The 18055-nt window shown below is 72.7% G+C and carries 17 protein-coding genes and 1 pseudogene; 6 read left to right on the forward strand and 12 right to left on the reverse strand.

Annotation, left to right across the window (positions count from 1 at the left end):
- From ACF1DX_RS33220 to ACF1DX_RS33245, 6 genes and pseudogenes are all read right to left on the reverse strand, one after another.
- Window positions 1–224 (reverse strand): annotated as a pseudogene (locus ACF1DX_RS33220) (ABC transporter permease); the annotation flags it as partial.
- A 100-nt stretch (window positions 225–324) separates the two neighbouring features.
- Entirely contained in the window at window positions 325–1197 is an 873-nt protein-coding gene (locus ACF1DX_RS33225; protein WP_391795017.1) for a glycosyltransferase family 2 protein, read from the reverse strand.
- An 8-nt stretch (window positions 1198–1205) separates the two neighbouring features.
- Complete coding sequence (locus ACF1DX_RS33230; RefSeq protein WP_391794878.1) at window positions 1206–1985, reverse strand: CDP-alcohol phosphatidyltransferase family protein; 780 nt, start codon at window positions 1983–1985, stop codon at window positions 1206–1208.
- Window positions 1963–3024, reverse strand: coding sequence for an iron-containing alcohol dehydrogenase family protein (locus ACF1DX_RS33235; RefSeq protein WP_391794879.1), 1062 nt, complete (start codon window positions 3022–3024; stop codon window positions 1963–1965). Before ACF1DX_RS33235 ends, ACF1DX_RS33230 begins: the two co-directional genes overlap by 23 nt.
- On the reverse strand, window positions 3012–3764 hold the full coding sequence (locus tag ACF1DX_RS33240; protein ID WP_391794880.1) for a sugar phosphate nucleotidyltransferase: 753 nt from the start codon (window positions 3762–3764) through the stop codon (window positions 3012–3014). The genes ACF1DX_RS33235 and ACF1DX_RS33240 overlap by 13 nt, the downstream gene beginning before the upstream one ends.
- Window positions 3761–5545 (reverse strand): DUF5941 domain-containing protein, encoded by a 1785-nt coding sequence (locus tag ACF1DX_RS33245; protein ID WP_391794881.1) that lies wholly within the window; start codon window positions 5543–5545, stop codon window positions 3761–3763. Before ACF1DX_RS33245 ends, ACF1DX_RS33240 begins: the two co-directional genes overlap by 4 nt.
- A 285-nt stretch (window positions 5546–5830) precedes the next feature.
- Here ACF1DX_RS33245 and galE point away from each other — a divergent pair, with 285 nt between their 5' ends.
- The 3 genes from galE to idi all read left to right on the forward strand — a co-directional run bounded on the left by galE (window position 5831) and on the right by idi (window position 8639).
- Window positions 5831–6802: a UDP-glucose 4-epimerase GalE gene (galE, locus tag ACF1DX_RS33250; RefSeq protein ID WP_391794882.1), complete on the forward strand. Its 972-nt coding sequence runs from the start codon at window positions 5831–5833 to the stop codon at window positions 6800–6802.
- Between the two features lie 147 nt (window positions 6803–6949).
- Entirely contained in the window at window positions 6950–7888 is a 939-nt protein-coding gene (locus tag ACF1DX_RS33255; RefSeq protein WP_391794883.1) for a cation diffusion facilitator family transporter, read from the forward strand.
- A gap of 157 nt (window positions 7889–8045) precedes the next feature.
- On the forward strand, window positions 8046–8639 hold the full coding sequence (idi, locus tag ACF1DX_RS33260) for an isopentenyl-diphosphate Delta-isomerase (protein WP_391794884.1): 594 nt from the start codon (window positions 8046–8048) through the stop codon (window positions 8637–8639).
- Window positions 8640–8649: 10 nt separating this feature from the next.
- Here the strand turns inward: idi and ACF1DX_RS33265 are convergent, their stop codons facing one another.
- The gene (locus ACF1DX_RS33265) at window positions 8650–9111 is read right to left on the reverse strand and encodes an ATP-binding protein (RefSeq protein ID WP_391794885.1); all 462 of its coding nucleotides are present in this window, start codon (window positions 9109–9111) and stop codon (window positions 8650–8652) included.
- Between the two features lie 137 nt (window positions 9112–9248).
- Window positions 9249–9911, reverse strand: a complete 663-nt coding sequence (locus ACF1DX_RS33270) for an HdeD family acid-resistance protein (protein WP_391794886.1) — start codon at window positions 9909–9911, stop codon at window positions 9249–9251.
- Window positions 9912–10013: 102 nt separating this feature from the next.
- Here ACF1DX_RS33270 and ACF1DX_RS33275 point away from each other — a divergent pair, with 102 nt between their 5' ends.
- The gene (locus tag ACF1DX_RS33275) at window positions 10014–10769 is read left to right on the forward strand and encodes an enoyl-CoA hydratase/isomerase family protein (RefSeq protein WP_391794887.1); all 756 of its coding nucleotides are present in this window, start codon (window positions 10014–10016) and stop codon (window positions 10767–10769) included.
- Here ACF1DX_RS33275 and ACF1DX_RS33280 read toward each other — a convergent pair.
- On the reverse strand, window positions 10756–11391 hold the full coding sequence (locus tag ACF1DX_RS33280; RefSeq protein WP_391794888.1) for a DJ-1/PfpI family protein: 636 nt from the start codon (window positions 11389–11391) through the stop codon (window positions 10756–10758). The genes ACF1DX_RS33275 and ACF1DX_RS33280 overlap by 14 nt on opposite strands.
- A gap of 10 nt (window positions 11392–11401) precedes the next feature.
- Complete coding sequence (locus ACF1DX_RS33285; protein ID WP_391794889.1) at window positions 11402–12376, reverse strand: GlxA family transcriptional regulator; 975 nt, start codon at window positions 12374–12376, stop codon at window positions 11402–11404.
- 155 nt (window positions 12377–12531) lie between these two features.
- On the opposite strand from ACF1DX_RS33285, the gene ACF1DX_RS33290 reads away from it, so the two are divergent.
- Window positions 12532–12663, forward strand: coding sequence for an LPFR motif small protein (locus ACF1DX_RS33290; RefSeq protein ID WP_267883264.1), 132 nt, complete (start codon window positions 12532–12534; stop codon window positions 12661–12663).
- 105 nt (window positions 12664–12768) lie between these two features.
- Window positions 12769–15105, forward strand: a complete 2337-nt coding sequence (locus ACF1DX_RS33295; protein WP_391794890.1) for a Tex family protein — start codon at window positions 12769–12771, stop codon at window positions 15103–15105.
- Between the two features lie 177 nt (window positions 15106–15282).
- Here the strand turns inward: ACF1DX_RS33295 and ACF1DX_RS33300 are convergent, their stop codons facing one another.
- Both ACF1DX_RS33300 and ACF1DX_RS33305 read right to left on the reverse strand, forming a co-directional pair.
- Window positions 15283–16929: an ABC-F family ATP-binding cassette domain-containing protein gene (locus ACF1DX_RS33300; protein WP_391794891.1), complete on the reverse strand. Its 1647-nt coding sequence runs from the start codon at window positions 16927–16929 to the stop codon at window positions 15283–15285.
- Window positions 16930–16977: 48 nt separating this feature from the next.
- Window positions 16978–18000, reverse strand: a complete 1023-nt coding sequence (locus ACF1DX_RS33305) for an oxidoreductase (RefSeq protein WP_391794892.1) — start codon at window positions 17998–18000, stop codon at window positions 16978–16980.
- Window positions 18001–18055 lie beyond the last annotated feature (55 nt).

The following is an 18055-nucleotide window of genomic DNA, read 5'->3' on the forward strand; positions in this document are numbered from 1 at the left end:
TGGCCGAGCTTGGCCTGGCTGTACTGGGCGGTCAGCTTCGCCCGGGAGAAGGCGAGGATGAAGTGCCGCCGGTCCCAGAGCTGACGGACGTACTCGCGCAGGGACGGCCGGGCGCCGCTGACGGACAGCCCGTACTTGGCGGCGAGCCGGTCCGCCGTCAGGCCTTCGTCGGGCGGCACGGGCGCGGTGACCGCGACCCTGCCGTCGTGCGTGGTCTCACTCACTGGTGGAAAACTTTCGTCCTCGAGATGCGCGGCCCGCGGGCGGGCCTGGCATGAGCCGGAGAGCCTGGGTACGGCCCCGATGTTCCCGGATACGAGCTTGTCAGATGACGGGGGGCCGGCCCAGTCGGGTCAGCCGCCACACCGTACGCCACTTCATGGGCCGGCGGGGTCCGCAGGGGGTGGCCCAGCCCTCCCGGAAACCGCCGAACCACGCCTTCAGCGCGGGGCGCGAGGGCCGGCGCAGCAGGGTGAGGAGCATCCAGACGCCCAGGTAGACCGGGACCAGGGGCGCGGGAAGGTTGCGGCGGGCCAGCCAGACCCGGTTGCGGGCGACCATGCGGTGGTAGACCGCGTGCCGCGAGGGGGCGGTGGCCGGGTGGTACAGCACCATGTCGGACCGGTAGTCGATCATCCAGCCGGCGTCGAGGGCCCGCCAGGCCAGGTCGGTCTCCTCATGGGCGTAGAAGAACTCGTCCGGCAGCCCGCCGACCTCGGCGAGGACCTTGGTGCGTACGGCGTTGGCGCCGCCGAGGAAGGTGGTGACGCGGGAGGAGCGCATCGGGTCGGAGGCGCGCAGCCGGGGCACGTGGCGGCGCTGGGTGACCCCGGTCTCCGGGTCGGCGATGCGGAAGCTGATGATGCCGAGCGCCGGATCGGCCGCGAAGGCCTCGCGGCACAGCTCGGCGGTGTCGTGGCCGGCGAGCAGGCCGTCGTCGTCGAGGAAGAGCAGGATGTCGACGTCGGTGCCGCCGGGACCGAAGGCCTCGATGCCGACGTTGCGGCCGCCGGGGATGCCGAGGTTCTCCGGGAGTTCGACGGTGCGCACGCCCTCGGGGACCTCGGGGACGGGCGAACCGTTGCCGACGACGACCACCTGGACCGGGTCGCCGTCCTGCTTGGCGACCGAGTCCAGCAGGGCGCGCAGCTCGTCGGGGCGGTTGCCCATGGTGATGATCACCGCGCCGACCTTCATGCCGGCGCTCACTTCAGCCTGCTGGAGGCGAGGACGGACACCAGGTGCAGCAGGGTCTGCAGCAGGGCGATGCCGGCCAGGACGGCGGTGCCCAGGCGGGTGAAGAACAGGTCGCCCTGGACCGCGTCCGCGATCGCGAGGACCAGGATCAGCAGGGACGCCTCGATGCCGAGGATGAGGCGGTGGAACTTGAACGCGGCGGCGGCCCGGCGGGCCAGCGCCATGCCGGAGGAGCGCATCTCGGCGGCGGCCTCCTTCACCGGCGGCAGCCCGTTCTGGTGGCGGGCGACGCCGACGAGGTCGGTCTCGGCCTTGATCAGGATCGCGCCGAGGGCGGCCAGGGTGCCGAGGAAGGCCCAGAGCCAGTCGATCCGTCCGCCGCCGAACGGGTCGGCGGCGCGCAGGCCGAGGCCGACCAGGACGGCCGCGTCGGTGAGGTAGGCGCCGACCCGGTCGAGGTAGACGCCGCCGAGCGAGTACTGCTTCCGCCAGCGCGCTATCTCGCCGTCGACGCAGTCCAGCAGCAGGTAGAGCTGGACGGCGACCACGCCGAGGACGGCCCCCGTGATCCCCGGCACCAGCAGCGCCGGGGCCGCGAGGACACCGCAGACGGTCATCAGGTACGTGAGCTGGTTGGGCGTGACCCTGGTGTTCACCAGGTAGCGGTCCACCCGCAGGGACACCTCGCGCATGTAGAGGCGCCCCATCCAGTGCTCACCGCTGCGCCGGTCCTTGACCCCCGGGGGGTGGACGACCGGACGGAGTTCAGCTACCGATGGCCTTGACATAGTCGGCGTAGACGTCCTTGATCTGTTCGGTCTTCAGGTCGAGATGTTCGAGGATGGTGAAGCGGCCGGGGCGGGTCTCCGGGGCGAACTCGACGACCCGGACGAATTCGTCCACGGTGAATCCGATCTCCTCCGGCAGCACCGGAAGCCCGTGCCGGCGGAGCACCTCGGCCATGGCGGCCGATTCCTCGTGGGCACCGCGCAGGTACATCGCGAAGGCGGCGCCCAGTCCGCACTGCTCGCCGTGGGCGGCGGCCCGCTTGGGGTGGAGCAGGTCGAAGGCGTGGTTGATCTCGTGGCAGGCGCCGGAGGAGGGGCGGGAGTCGCCCGACACGGACATGGCGATGCCGGTGAGGACCAGTGCCTCGGCCAGCACCTGGAGGAAGCCGTCGTCGCCGACTCCGCCCGGGTGCCGCAGCACCGCCTCGCCGGCCTGCCGGGCCATGGCGGCGGCCAGGCCGTCGATCTTCTCCCCGTTGACGCGGTGGGCGAGTTCCCAGTCGGCGACCGCGGAGATGTTGGAGACGGCGTCGCCGATGCCGGACCGTACGAAGCGGACCGGGGCCTCACGGATGACGTTGAGGTCGATGACGACCGCGATCGGGTTCGGTACGCCGTAGGAGCCGCGGCCCGCGTCGTTGTCGAGGGTGGCGACCGGCGAGCAGAGGCCGTCGTGCGCGAGGTTGGTGGCGACGGCGACCAGGGGCAGGCCGACGCGCGCCGCCGCGAACTTGGCGCAGTCGATGATCTTCCCGCCGCCGAGGCCGACGACCGCGTCGTAGCGGCCGCCCTTTATGCCGCTCGCCAGCCGGACCGCGTCGTCGATGGTGCCGCCGTCGACCTCGTACCAGTCGGCGCCGGGCAGCGAGGGCGCGATCCGCTCGCGCAGCCGGGCGCCCGAGCCGCCGCTGACGGCGATGGCGAGCCGGCCGGACTGCGAGATGCGCTCGTCGGCGAGGACGCAGGCCAGGTCGTCGAGGGCACCCGGGCGGATGTCCACGACGACCGGCGAGGGGATCAGCCGGGTCAGTACTGGCACGCGATCTCCCGTCCGCGGGCGAGGTCGTCGTGGTTGTCGATCTCCACCCACGCGACGTCGCCGATCGGCGCCACATCGATCCGGAAGCCGCGGTTCACCAGTTCCTGGTAGCCGTGCTCGTAGAACTGCTGCGGGTCGGTCTCCCAGACGGTCTTCAGCGCGTCGGCGAGCTCGCCGGCGGCGTCGCCCTCGATGAGGGTGACGCCGATGTACTCGCCGGTGGCCTCGGCGGGGTCCATCAGCTTGGTGATCCTCGTCATGCCCTGGGCGGGGTCGACGACGACCTTCATCTCCTCGTCGGCGAGCCGCTTGACCGTGTCGAGGGCGAGGATGATTTTCCTGCCCTCGCCGCGGGCGGCGAGCAGGGTCTTCTCCACGGAGACCGGGTGCACGGTGTCGCCGTTGGCGAGGATCACGCCGTCCTTGAGGGCGTCACGGCCGCACCACAGGGAGTAGGCGTTGTTCCACTCCTCGGCCTTGTCGTTGTCGATGAGGGTGAGCTCGAGGCCGTACTTCGCCTCCAGGGCGGCCTTGCGCTCGTAGACGGCCTCCTTGCGGTAACCGACGATGACCGCGACCTCGGTCAGGCCGATCTCGGCGAAGTTGCCGAGGGTGAGGTCCAGGACCGTCGGCTCGCCCTCTATACCCGCGGGCCCCACCGGCACCAGCGCCTTGGGAAGGCTGTCGGTGTAGGGGCGCAGACGCCGTCCGGCGCCGGCCGCCAGCACGAGGCCGATCATGCGGGTTCTCCTTCATCGTGTACGGCGGGCGCCCCGGAGGACGCCCAGAAGCGGATGCTCTCGACGAGCACCACCAGGGCCACGGCCACGGCGAGGACCGTGAGCGCGACCGTGAACTGTGAGGCGGTGAGCAGTGCCGCCAGGACGGCGACCACCAGGGTGCGGCCCTCGTGTCCCCCGATCGCCCGCACCAGCCAGCGCGGGGACGCGCCCGCGTTGCCGCGGATGCGGTAGACCGTGTCGTAGTGATGGTAGGCGACCGCGGCCACCAGGCCGTAGGCCGCGGGAAGGGCTCCGTTCACGTCCGCTTTCGCCGCCAGTGCGAGGACGGTGCCGTACTCGGCGGCGCGGAAGACAGGGGGGACGAGCCAGTCGAGGGCGCCCTTGAGGGGGCGGCCGACGGCGCCGGCGGAGAAGAGTACGTAGACGACGGCGCCGACGACGGTCTGCCAGCCGGCGCCCCAGAGGACGGCGGAGCCCGCCACCACGACAGCACCGATGGCCGCGGCGAGGACGTTGACACGGGCCCACGAGCGGCCCAGCAGCTCGACCAGCGGTCCGCTGTCCGCCAGGTCCGCCAGCGCCTGTGCCGCCCGGTCGGTCCGCTTCGCCTTGCGGGTCAGCGAGCGCAGGACCCGGCCGGCGGTGGTGTACGTCGCGGCGAAGGCGCAGCCGACGAGCAGGGCGTAGAAGGTGATCCGGGGGGTGGTGACGGCCGTGAGGACGGCGATCATCGCCCAGCGTTCGCCGATCGGCAGGACGATCATGCGGCGCAGCCAGACCGTCCAGCCGACGCTGTCGAGTCTGTCGGAGAGGGCGGCGGTGGGGCTCGTGTTGGCGGTGGCGTCGTGGTTGGCCTCGTTGAAGGAGAAGTCCACGACGTGCCGGCAGGTCTGCAGGACCATCGCGCCGAGGGCGAGGGCCCATACGTCGTCGCCGCCGCGGGCGGCCCCGAGGGCGAGGCCCGCGTAGTAGGCGTACTCCTTGGCGCGGTCGAAGGTGGCGTCGAGCCAGGCGCCGAGGGTGGAGTACTGCAGGGAGTAGCGGGCGAGCTGGCCGTCGGTGCAGTCCAGCACGAAGGAGGCGAGGAGCAGCACGCCGGCGGCGACGAAGCCGCCGCGGGTGCCGGTCGCGGCGCATCCGGCGGCTATGAGCGCGGTGATCAGGGACGCGGTGGTGACCTGGTTGGGGGTCAGTCCGCGGCGGGCGCACCAGCGGGCGATGTAGCGCGAGTACGGGCTGATGAAGTAGGTGGTGAAGAAGCCGTCGCGGGCCTTGACGGCCGACTTCAGGCGTACGGCCTCGTCGTCGACGGCGGCGACGGCCTGCCGGGCCTCGTTGCGGGTCTGGGGGTCGCCGGGGACGGTGGCGACGAGGCTGCCGAGCTCGGGACGGTGCACGTCGGCGCCCTCGGCGTCGAGGGCCGCGACGACGCGGTCGGCGAGGCTGTCGACCAGGGTGGTGCCGCCGGCCGGCTCCGCGGAGTCCTCGCGGGTCATCGCGCGGATCAGGGCCTGGCGGCCGGCCGGCTGGGCGGTGACGGCGCCGGGGATCGCGGAGAGCGGGAAGCGGGGGTCGGTGAGGCCGAGGCGCAGCGCGTGCGCGTGGCCCACGAAGCGGGCGTCGACCACGGCGACCCGCTGTCCCGCGGGCACCCCGGCGAGCAGGGCCGCGGCCTCGGTGATACCGGACGCGGTCCGCACGTCGAAGCCGAGGGAGCGCAGGTCGCCCTCGAGTGACGAACCGGGGACCGGCTGGCCGGTGAGGATGGCGGTCGACAACCGAATCTCACTCCCTGGGTGCCGACGCGTCGACGCCGGTCATGTACACGATGAGGCGCCCGTGCGGTACCTCCGGGCGGCATGTCGGCAGAGGTTATCGGATGCCCGGAAGCCCGTGTTCACCGCCTGTTCGACGGGCGGATCTGCAGGGTTCGTCCGCACCTCGGCCGCGATCATCATCGGTGATGCGGGGCCCGGCCCACAAACCGCCGTACCAGAACGGGCATTCGACCCGATTCAGCACATCGGGGACCGCCGGGTCCGTTCGGCATAGGGTGGACGACCATGACATGGCTGATCACCGGCGGAGCCGGTTACATCGGGGCACATGTGGCGCGGGCCATGACCGGTGCCGGGGAGCGGGTCGTGGCGCTGGACGACCTCTCGGCCGGGGTACCGGCGCGGCTCCCCGCCGACGTCCCGCTGGTCAGGGGATCGTCGCTGGACGGCGAGCTGCTGAAGCGGGTGTGCGCGGAACACGGGGTGACGGGAGTGGTCCACCTCGCCGCGCGCAAGCAGCCCGCCGAGTCCGTGGCGCACCCGACCACGTACTACCGGGAGAACCTGGGAGGCCTCGGGACGCTCCTGGACGCCGTCGCCGACGCCGGGATCGGGCGCTTCGTCTTCTCCTCGTCCGCGGCCGTGTACGGCGATCCCGGTGTGGACCTCATCACGGAGGACGCCCCCTGCGCCCCGGCGAACCCCTACGGCGAGACCAAGCTCGCCGGCGAGTGGCTGGTCCGGGCGGCGGGCCGGGCGCACGGCATCGACACGGTGTGCCTGCGCTACTTCAACGTGGCGGGGGCCGCGGTGCCGGAGCTGGCCGACACCGGTGTCTTCAACATCGTGCCGATGGTCTTCGACCGGCTCACCCGCGACGAGGCCCCGCGCATCTTCGGCGACGACTACCCGACGCCGGACGGCACGTGCGTCCGTGACTACATCCACGTGGCCGATCTGGCTCAGGCGCACCTGGCGGCGGCCCGGAGGCTGTCCGAGGGGGACCTCTCGGGGGACCTGACGGTGAACATCGGCCGCGGCGAGGGCGTCTCGGTGCGCGAGCTGATCACGGTCATCGGCGAGGTCACCGGCGACACCCGGGCCCCGCTCGTCGAGGGCCGCCGCCCCGGCGACGCGCCCCGCGCGGTGGCGTCGGCCGCCCGTGCGGCCGAGCGGCTCGGCTGGACCGCCCGGCACTCGGTGCGGGAGATGATCGAGTCGGCGTGGCGGGGATGGCTGCTGCACCGGGGCCGCTGAGCGGCGGGCGACCTCGGCCCGCCGCCTGACCTGCGGATCGTTTGTGCAGGTCAGAGCAGATGACAACGGTGTTCAGTGCCGCGTTGCGGATACCCCCTCCCCGTAGTTCACTGTGACCCGGACGGGGTCACGGGAAGGGGTCGTTTCATGGGGGCTGGGCACGACCACGGGCATGCGCACGGCGCGCCCGCCGGCGGTACCGCGAGTGCGGCGTACCGCGGCAGGCTGCGGGTGGCGCTGGCGATCACGCTCGGTGTCATGGTGGTCCAGGTCGTCGGCGGTGTGCTGGCCGACTCGCTCGCGCTGGTCACGGACGCGGCCCACATGGCGACGGACGGCCTGGGCCTGGGCATGGCGTTGCTCGCGATCCACTTCGCGAGCCACCCGCCGAGCGAGCACCGCACCTTCGGCCTCGCCCGCGCGGAGATCCTCGCCGCCCTGGCCAACTGTGTGCTGCTGCTCGGTGTCGGCGGCTACGTGCTGTACGAGGCGATCGAGCGGTTCGTCACCCCGGCCGACACCAGGGGCGGCCTGGCGCTGGTGTTCGGCGCGATCGGCCTGGTCGCGAACCTGGTGTCGCTGTCCCTGCTGATGCGCGGGCGGAAGGAGAGCCTGAACGTGCGCGGCGCCTTCCTGGAGGTGGCGGCGGACGCGCTCGGCTCGGTCGCGGTGATGCTGTCCGCGCTGGTGATCCTGACCACCGGCTGGACGGCCGCCGACCCGATCGCCTCGCTGCTGATCGCGCTGATGATCGTGCCCCGCGCCGTGAAGCTGCTGCGCGAGACCCTGGACGTCCTGCTGGAGGCGGCGCCCAAGGGCGTGGACATGGTTCAGGTGCGGGAGCACATCCTCGCCACCGACGGTGTGGAGGACGTGCACGACCTGCACGCCTGGACGATCACCTCGGGGATGCCGGTGCTCTCCGCGCACGTCGTCGTCAGCTCCGACGTCCTGAACAGCATCGGGCACGAGAAGATGCTGCACGAGCTGCAGAACTGCCTGGGCGTCCACTTCGACGTGGAGCACTGCACCTTCCAGCTGGAGCCCGGCGGGCACGCGGAGCACGAGGCGCGTCTGTGCCATTAGGGCCGGTCCGTGCGCGCCGCCGCGCGCCGACGCGCCGGAGTGCGCGGTCTTCCGCCCCCGTGCGGGCGCCCCGGGGACATGCGGGTGCGTCCGGGAGTGCCGGGAGTGCCGGATTCGTGCGGCAGACTGGGGCGCGAAGACCGAGTGAAGGATGGGTATGCCGATCACACCTGCCACCGCGACGAACAGCCCGTCGAACGGCGCCGCCGAGCCGATTTTGCTGGAACTGGTCGACGAGGACGGCGTGACGACCGGCACGGCGGAGAAGCTCGCCGCCCACCAGCCGCCGGGGCGGCTCCACCGGGCGTTCTCGGTGTTCCTGTTCGACGAGCGCGGGCGGCTGCTGCTCCAGCAGCGGGCGCTGGGCAAGTACCACTCCCCCGGTGTGTGGTCCAACACCTGCTGCGGTCACCCCTACCCCGGTGAGGCGCCGTTCGCGGCGGCGGCCCGGCGGACCTTCGAGGAGCTGGGCGTCTCGCCGTCGCTGCTCGCCGAGGCCGGCACGGTCCGCTACAACCACCCGGACCCGGCCTCGGGCCTGGTGGAGCAGGAGTACAACCACCTCTTCGTCGGCATGGTGCAGTCGCCGCCGCGGCCGGACCCGCGGGAGGTGGCGACCACCGCGTTCGTGACCCCGGCGGAGCTGGCGGAGCGGCACGCGGAGGACACCTTCTCGGCCTGGTTCCCGACCGTCCTGGACGCGGCCCGCCCGGCGGTCCGCGAACTGACGGGGCCGTCGGCGGGCTGGTGAACCGGGAGATCTAAGAGATCCCCGCGGGCTTGAGCGGCAGGGCGGCCCAGATCACCTTGCCGCCGGTGGCGGTGTGCTCGACGTCGCACATCCCCCCCGCCTCGCGGGTGATCTCCCGCACCAGGAGCAGGCCGCGGCCGCCGGTGCGGCCGTGGTCGGTCTCCAGGGCGGTGGGCCGGTAGGGGTGGTTGTCCTCCACGGACACCCGGACCCACTCGGCGCCGACGGCGACCTCGACGGCGAGCGTCGGGGACAGCAGCGCCGCGTGCCGTACGGCGTTGGTGACCAGCTCGGAGACGATCAGCAGCAGTCCCTGCACGATGTCGTCCGCGGCCGGGACTCCCTGGCGCAGCAGCAGGTCCCGCACGGCGTGACGGGCCTGCGGGACCGAGGCGTCGACGGCCGGGGCGGTGAATCGCCAGACACCTTCGTACGGCAGCGGATCGCCGCTCTCACGCTCGATTGTCACCACACGTCGAGTGTTGGGCCCCTCGGCCCCGCTCCCCGCCCCTGAACAGAAGTCAGCGGATATCGAGCGTTTCCGACCGTCCGCGTATGCCCCGGTCGCTCGCGGGACCGTTCCGGTCCGTCCTGTGCCGGGTCGGCGAACTATTCGGGTTGTACGGGTTTGGCGGCCCGGTGATCACCGCCGTGCGGCTCCTCCCCCGGTGCCCGCGTCGTGGCCTCCTTCTCGCCGGCCAGCCGGTCGGAGACCATGCCGACGATCCGGCGTCCGCCGTAGCCGGTGGCGATCAGGCCGAGCCCGTCGAAGAGCAGGGAGAGGGAGAAGAACGTACCGATGACGTACTGGCTGCTGCTGGGCCAGGTGGCCAGCACCAGGATGCCCAGGAGCAGCCCGAAGGCGCCCTGCACCAGCGTCCAGCCGAACTGCGGCCCGCGCACCACCAGGCTGCCGACGAGGCGGAACACCCCGCCGGTGAGGAACAGCAGCGCGGCGAACATGGTGAGCGCCTCGGCCGCGGCCTCCGGTGTCCTCAGGACGACCGCGCCGGCCGCGATGTTCAGGGCCGCGACGACCACGCCGAGCCAGAAGAAGTTGGTGTGCCGCGCCTGGACGGCGTGCAGCAGTCCGACCAGGCCGCCGATCAGCAGCAGCCAGCCGAACAGCACCATCGAGGTCAGGGTGGCGAGGCCGGTGTAGATCAGGCCGACCAGGCCCGCGACGACCAGGATCACGCCGAGCACGGCGAGCCAGCCGAAACCGCGGCTCAGTTTCGCGGCCTCGCCCTGGGGCGTGGTGGACTTGGCCATGACTGCCTCCTCGCTCCCGTTCCCTCTCGTCCCGGTCTCCGCCGTCCGCCGGGCGGAGCCCTGTCGGCCGGGGCTCCGACCGGGGCGGATAGCATCCGGCGCATGGAGCCCCAGCTGCTGCACGGCGTCACCGGGCACGTCGCCACGGTCGTCGTCCGCCATCCGGAGAAGCGCAACGCCATGACGGCCGCGATGTGGGGTTCCCTGCCGCCGCTGCTGGAAACGCTGGCGGCCGATCCGGACGTACGGGTGCTGGTGCTCACCGGTGAGGGCGGGACGTTCTGCGCCGGCGCCGACATCTCCACGCTCCGGGGGTCGCCGCTCGAGGCGCAGCGGCTGGCCGTGGCGGCGGAGGAGGCGCTCGCCGCCTTTCCCAAGCCGACCCTGGCGGCGGTCCGCGGGCACTGCGTGGGCGGCGGGGCACAGCTCGCGGCCGCCTGTGATCTGCGGTTCGCCGAGGAGGGGGCGCGGTTCGGGGTGACCCCGGCGAAGCTCGGCATCGTCTACCCGGCCTCCGCGACCCGGCGGCTGGTCTCCCTGGTCGGCCCGGCCACCGCCAAGTACCTGCTGTTCTCGGGTGAGTTGATCGACGCCGGGCGGGCGCTGCGCACCGGCCTGGTGGACGAGGTGCTGCCCGGGGGCGAACTGGACGGGCGGGTCGCGGAGTTCACCCGGATCCTGGCGTCCCGGTCGCGGCTGACGCAGGCGGCGGCGAAGGAGTTCGCGGACGGCCGCACCGACCGGGACGCGTACTGGAGCGAGCGGGCCGCGGAGAGCGGCGACGCCGCGGAGGGCGTCGCCGCGTTCCTGGAGCGCCGGCCGCCCGGCTTCACCTGGAGCGTCTCTACGTCAGGATGAAGCGGCTCTTCGACCGGAACTCCTCGACGAGGTGCGCGGGCGCCTTCTGCGGGGAGCCGGCGTCGTAGGGCGGCTGCGGGTCGTACTCGGTGAGCAGCTGGACGGCCCGGGCGTGTTCGTCGCCGGCGATCCGGCCGAGCAGGGTGAGCCCCATGTCGATGCCGGAGGAGACACCCGCCGCGGTGACGTACTTGCCGTCGGTCACCACCCGTTCCCCGGTCGGCTCGGCGCCGTACCGCTTCAGGTGGTCGAGCGCGAGCCAGTGGGAGGTGGCCCGGCGCCCCTGGAGGAGTCCGGCCGCGGCCAGCAGCAGGGATCCGGTGCACACGGACGTCGTCCAGGTGCTGGTCGCGTCGGCGGCGCGCAGCCAGTCCAGCAGCGTGCCGTTCTCCATCTGGGGCGTCTGGCCGGGGCCGCCGGGGACGACCACGATGTCCGGACGCGGTACCTCGTCCAGGGTCTTGTCGGCGGTGATCGCCAGCGCGCCGGTGTCGGTGCGCACGGGTCCGGTCCGCTCGGCGACGAACACGGTCCGCGCGTCCGGGAGACGGCCGAGGGTCTCGTAGGGGCCCACCGCGTCGAGGGCGGTGAAGCGGTCGAAGAGGACGATGGCGATCTGCATCGGTGGCCTTTCAGGTGTGGGCGGGTGCGGGGTCGGGCGCGGGCCGGAAGCGGCGGCGGTACTCCGCCGGTGAGGTTCCGAGGGTCCGGACGAAGGCGCGGCGCATCGCCTCGGGGGTGCCGTAGCCGCTGGCGCGGGAGATCTCCTCGACGCCGTCGGCGCTGTCCTCCAGCAGGCGGCGGGCGTGTTCGAGACGTACCCGGTCGACGTAGCGGCCCGGTGTCATACCGGTCTCGGTGTGGAAGGCGCGGGCGAAGTGCCGCGGGGAGAGGGCCGCGCGGGCCGCGAGGGCCTCGACGCTCAGATCGGCGCCGGGGTGCTCGGTGATCCACTGCTGCACATCGCGCAGCGGTGCGCGCCGCGCGGTCTGGGCGGCGAGCTGGGCGCTGAACTGGGCCTGGTTCCCGGGCCTGCGCAGGAACACCACCAGGTGCCGGGCCACGGTGAGCGCGGCCTGGCGGCCGAGGTCCTCCTCGACCAGGGCGAGCGCGAGGTCGATGCCCGAGGTGACGCCGGCGGAGGTGGCGACCCGGCCGTCCCGGACGTAGATGGGGTCCGGGTCGACCTCGACGGCCGGGTGGTTGCGGGCCAGCGTGTCGCAGTAGGCCCAGTGCGTGGTGGCGCGACGGCCGTCCAGCAGCCCGGCCCCGGCGAGCAGGGCCGCCCCCGTGCAGACGGAGACCAGCCGCTCGGCACGCGGCCCGTGCCGGCGCAGCCAGTCGGTCAGCCGCGGGTCGGGCCGGCGGGTGCCCCGGCCGCCGGGCACGAGCAGCGTGTGCGGCTCCGGCGCGTCGGCCAGCGCCCCGTCCGGTACGACGGTCAGCCCGCTGGTCGTGCGTACGGGAGCGCCGTCCAGCGAGGCGGTGCTCAGCCGGTACGTCCCCGGGGTGTGCTGCTCGGCGCCCGCGAAGACCTCCACGGGGCCGGTGACATCGAGGCTCTGCACGCCGTCGAAGAGAACGACGAGAACGGTTCGCTGCGCCATGCCGTCGATTCTTGGCGGTACCCGGCATGGCCGCAACGACGGGTTCCCCACCTTTCCTGCCATGCCCGGACCGGGGCGGTGTGCATGTGGAAGCGTTGACGAGGTACACGCAGTCAGACCCGGCCGACGGGGCCGGGAGACGAAAGGAGAGACACGTGCTGCGTGCCATCGCGGATGTCCTGCGCCAGATCGGCGGAGCCATCGCCACCGTAGTGACCCTGCCGTTCCGGGCGCTCGCCAGGCTGTTCGGCGGGGCCTCGTCCACCGCCCGGGGCCGCCGCGCCTGACGCCGCCCGTGCGGTCCCCGGGCGAGTCGCCGCCCTGATCCCCGATTGTCGGCACCACCTGCCACAATTGCCGCGCAACCTCAGTGGAGAAGGCGGTACGGGAACGTGACGACACCCCTGACAGGGTCCATCGAAGGCAGGATCGCCGAGGAGCTCGGCGTACGGGAGCGGCAGGTCAAGGCCGCGGTGGAGCTGCTCGACGGCGGTTCGACCGTGCCCTTCATCGCCCGCTACCGCAAGGAAGCGACCGAGATGCTCGACGACGCGCAGCTGCGCACGCTCGAGGAGCGGCTGCGCTATCTGCGGGAGCTGGAGGAGCGCCGGACGGCGATCCTGGAGTCGGTGCGCGAGCAGGGCAAGCTCACGGACGAACTCGAGGCGCGGATCCGGGGCGCGGAGACCAAGGCGCGCCTGGAGGACATCTACCTGCCGTACAAGCCCAAGCGGCGCACCAAGGCGCAGATCGCGCGTGAGGCGGGGCTCGAGCCGCTGGCGGAGGGGCTGCTCGCCGATCCGGGCGTCGAGCCCCTCGCCGCGGCCGCCGCGTTCGTGGACGCCGGCAAGGGCGTCGCCGACCCGCAGGCCGCCCTGGACGGCGCGCGGGCGATCCTCACCGAGCGGTTCTCCGAGGACGCCGACCTGATCGGCGAGCTGCGCGAGCGCATGTGGGTGCGCGGGCGGCTGGTCGCGAAGGTGCGCGACGGCAAGGAGGAGGCGGGGGCGAAGTTCTCCGACTACTTCGACTTCGCCGAGCCGTTCACCGACCTGCCCTCGCACCGGATCCTGGCGATGCTGCGCGGCGAGAAGGAGGAGGTCCTCGACCTCGTCCTGGAGCCGGAGGAGCCGGTGGACGGCCCGTCGTCGTACGAGGGGATCGTCGCCGGCCGGTTCGGGATCTCCCAGCAGGGGCGTCCGGCCGACAAGTGGCTGGGCGACACGGTCCGCTGGGCCTGGCGTACGCGCATCCTGGTGCACCTCGGCATCGATCTGCGGCTGCGGCTGCGGACGGCGGCCGAGGACGAGGCGGTGCGGGTCTTCGCGGCCAACCTGCGCGACCTGCTGCTCGCCGCCCCCGCCGGCACGCGCGCGACGCTGGGCCTCGACCCCGGTTTCCGTACGGGTGTGAAGGTCGCCGTGGTGGACGCGACCGGCAAGGTCGTCGCCACGGACGTCATCCATCCGCATGTTCCGGCCAACCGGTGGGACGAGGCGATCGCGAAGCTGGCGCGGCTGGCGAAGGAGCACGCGGTCGAGCTGATCGCGATCGGCAACGGCACGGCGTCCCGTGAGACCGACAAGCTCGCCGGTGAACTCATCACCAGGCACCCCGAGCTGAAGCTGACCAAGGTGATGGTGTCCGAGGCGGGCGCCTCCGTGTACTCGGCCTCCGCCTTCGCCTCCCAGGAACTGCCCGACATGGACGTGTCGCTGCGCGGCGCGGTGTCGATCGCGCGCCGGCTCCAGGACCCGCTGGCCGAACTGGTGAAGATCGACCCGAAGTCGATCGGCGTCGGCCAGTACCAGCACGACCTGTCCGAGGTGAAGCTGTCGCGTTCGCTGGACGCGGTGGTGGAGGACTGTGTGAACGGCGTGGGTGTGGACGTCAACACCGCGTCGGCGCCGCTGCTGGCACGGGTCTCCGGCATCACGTCCGGGCTCGCCGAGAACATCGTGGCGCACCGGGACGGCAACGGTCCGTTCCGGTCGCGGAGCGAGCTGAAGAAGGTGGCGCGGCTCGGCCCGAAGGCGTACGAGCAGTGTGCGGGCTTCCTGCGGATCCGCGGCGGTGACGATCCGCTGGACGCGTCCAGTGTGCACCCGGAGGCGTATCCGGTGGTGCGGCGGATGGTGAAGTCCTCCGGGGCGGAGGTCGCCGCGCTGATCGGGAACACGGCGGTGCTGCGGTCGCTGCGGGCCGAGGACTTCGTGGACGAGAAGTTCGGTCTGCCGACCGTGGGCGACATCCTGAAGGAGCTGGAGAAGCCGGGGCGGGACCCTCGGCCGGCGTTCAGGACGGCTGCCTTCAAGGAGGGGGTGGAGAAGATCTCCGACCTGGCCTCCGGGATGGTGCTGGAGGGTGTCGTGACGAACGTGGCCGCGTTCGGGGCGTTCGTGGACGTCGGTGTGCACCAGGACGGACTGGTGCACGTGTCGGCCATGTCGAAGACGTTCGTGAAGGATCCCCGGGACGTGGTGAAGCCGGGGGACATCGTCAAGGTGAAGGTGCTTGATGTCGATCTTCCGCGGAAGAGGATCGCGCTGACGCTGCGGCTGGACGACGAGGCCGCGCCTCAGGGGGAGCAGCGGGGGCAGCGCGGGGAGCGGCAGGGGGGCCGGCCGCCGAAGCAGCGGCGTTCCTCCGGAGGGAAGGGGCAGGCTGCTGCGCCCTCTCCGGCCGGCGGGGCGATGGCTGACGCGTTGCGGCGGGCCGGGTTGGCGTAGGCGCACGCCCGCTGGGGCTGGACGGGTGTGGGTTTCGCCGGCCGGCGCTTGCCGGGTGCCTCCCCCAGAGGGAGGTACCCCCAGCGCCCACCCGTGCCGCCCTGGGGGTACCTCCCAGGCCCTTAAGGCACTGGGGGAGGCACGACTGCCCGCGGAGTGGCGCAGAGCTGCCCGCAGCTACGCGGGGGTCTCCGTCACCTTGCCGTCCGTTACCTCCAGGCGTCTGGTCACCCTCACCGCGTCGAGCATGCGGCGGTCGTGGGTGATCAGGAGGAGGGTGCCCTGGTAGGTGTTCAGGGCTGATTCGAGTTGTTCGATGGCCGGCAGGTCCAGGTGGTTGGTCGGCTCGTCGAGGATCAGGAGGTTGACGCCCCTGCCCTGGAGGAGGGCCAGGGCGGCCCTCGTCCGTTCGCCCGGCGAGAGGGTGGCCGCCGGGCGCATGACGTGGTCCGCCTTGAGGCCGAACTTGGCCAGGAGCGTACGGATGTCGGCCGGGTCCAGGTCGGGGACCGCCGGGCGGAACGCGTCGAGCAGGGCTTCGGGGCCGTGGAACAGCGCGCGGGCCTGGTCGACCTCGCCGAGGAGTACGCCCGAGCCCAGGGCGGCGTGCCCGGCGTCGAGCGGGACGCGGCCCAGGAGGGCGCCGAGCAGGGTGGACTTGCCGGCGCCGTTGGCGCCCGTGACGGCCACCCGGTCCGCCCAGTCGATCTGCAGGGACACCGGACCGAGGGTGAAGTCGCCGCGCCGGACCTCGGCGTCCCGGAGAGTGGCGACGACCGCGCCCGAGCGGGGGGCCGACGCGATCTCCATGCGCAGCTCCCACTCCTTGCGCGGCTCCTCGACCACCTCCAGGCGTTCGATCATGCGCTGCGTCTGACGCGCCTTCGCGGCCTGCTTCTCGCTGGCCTCGCTGCGGAACTTGCGGCCGATCTTGTCGTTGTCGTTGCCGGCCTTGCGGCGCGCGTTCTTCACGCCCTTGTCCATCCAGGCGCGCTGCGTCTGGGCCCGGTCCTGGAGCGCGGCCTTCTTGTCGGCGTACTCCTCGTACTCGTCGCGGGCGTGCCGGCGGGCCACGTCCCGCTCCTCCAGATAGGCCTCGTAGCCACCGCCGTAGAGGTTGATCCGCCGTTGGGCCAGGTCGAGTTCGAGGACCTTGGTGACCGTGCGGGTGAGGAACTCGCGGTCGTGGCTGACGACGACCGTGCCGGCGCGCAGGCCGGTCACGAAGCGTTCGAGGCGTTCCAGGCCGTCCAGGTCGAGGTCGTTGGTCGGCTCGTCGAGGAGGAAGACGTCATAGCGGGAGAGGAGGAGGGAGGCGAGCCCGGCACGGGCCGCCTGGCCACCGGAGAGCGAGGTCATCGGCTGGTCCAGGCCGACGGCCAGGCCGAGGGAGTCGGCGACCTCCTCGGCGCGCTCGTCGAGGTCGGCTCCGCCCAGGGACAGCCAGCGCTCCAGGCTGGTGGCGTACGCGTCGTCCGCGCCCGGCGCGCCGTCGACCAGGGCCTGGGTCGCCTCGTCCATGGTCCGCTGGGCCTCGGCGACACCGGTACGGCGGGCCAGGAACGCCCGTACGCTCTCGCCGGGCCGGCGCTCCGGTTCCTGCGGGAGGTGCCCGACGGTCGCGGTGGGCGGGGAGAGGCGCAGCTCGCCCTGTTCCGGTGCGGTGAGGCCGGCGAGCAGGCGCAGCAGCGTGGACTTGCCCGCGCCGTTGGCACCGACCAGACCGATCACGTCGCCGGGCGCGACGACGAGGTCGAGGCCGGTGAACAGGGAGCGGTCGCCGTGCCCGGCGGCGAGGTTCTTGGCGACGAGGGTGGCAGTCATCAGACCGCCGATCCTAATGGCCGCGCGCGCCCGGTCGCGCCCCGGTTCTCACCGCGCCACCCGCGTCACCCGTACCGTCCCACCGGTGCGCGCGACCAGGTACGCCTCGCCCCTCACCGCCCTGCCGTCCAGCGGGACGCGGTGGCGGCCGGGTTCGAGCACGCCGTCGAAGAGGTCCCGGGTGTGGGTGCGGGAGAGGCGGTCGATCCGGTACGCGGTGAGCCGGACCCGGCAGGACGAGGTGACCTCCAGCTCCGCGGTGTCGCCGGCGGCGGTGAGTTCCGTCAGGCGGCGCCGTCCTTGCGGGCCGCTTTCCAGGGCCTGTTCGGTCTGGGCGACGAGGAGCGGGACGACGGGGGCGAAGCCGTCGACGCAGGGCACGTCGACGCCGGCGTCGGCGAAGGCGCGGCGGACGGCGTCGCGTTCACCGTCGCTCACCGACCGGCCGAAGACCACGGCGCCGTAGCCGCGCAGTTCGTCGGCGGGGACGCCGTCGGCGTCGGGGGCGATGTCGGCGCCGATGCCGATGGTGCGCAGGGCCGCGGCGAGCCGGGCGAGCAGGGCGACGCGGGCGCCGATCAGCAGGACCCGGCGGCGGGCGCCGGGGACGGCGCCGTCGAGGAGGGAGGCGAGGGCCGTACGGTATGCGGTGCCCTGGAAGCGGAACGGGCCCAGGCCGTGGTAGCCGTTGAGCTCCAGGTCGGCGTGCTCGTCGGTCTGCCAGGCGAAGTCGCGCCAGATGACGTCCTCGCCGTCCCGTTCGATGACCGCGGTCACCGCGCCGCAGGCGAGGTCCTCGCACTCGGGGCAGCCGTAGACGATGTACCGGCCGGCGGGCAGCGGGGCCTCGGTCTCCAGCAGCAGGCTCCGGACCTGGGCGGCGAAGAGGGAGAGCGGGACGTCGGAGGCGAGCGGCGAGACGGCGTCCAGGTCGGAGAGACGGAAGAGCAGCGGACATCCGTCGACGACGAAGTCGACGAAGTCCCGGTGGACTTGGTGGTCACCGTCGGCGAGGAGTCCACCGGCTCTCGTCGCCGGTGCCAGGCCGAAGGTCGCGTACTCGGCAGACATGCGGTGAGTATTCCCATCCGGAGGGTGACCTGAGCACGGCATGAGCTGTTCCGCT

This window comes from Streptomyces sp. NPDC014676 (assembly GCF_043084105.1).
Taxonomy (GTDB): domain Bacteria; phylum Actinomycetota; class Actinomycetes; order Streptomycetales; family Streptomycetaceae; genus Streptomyces.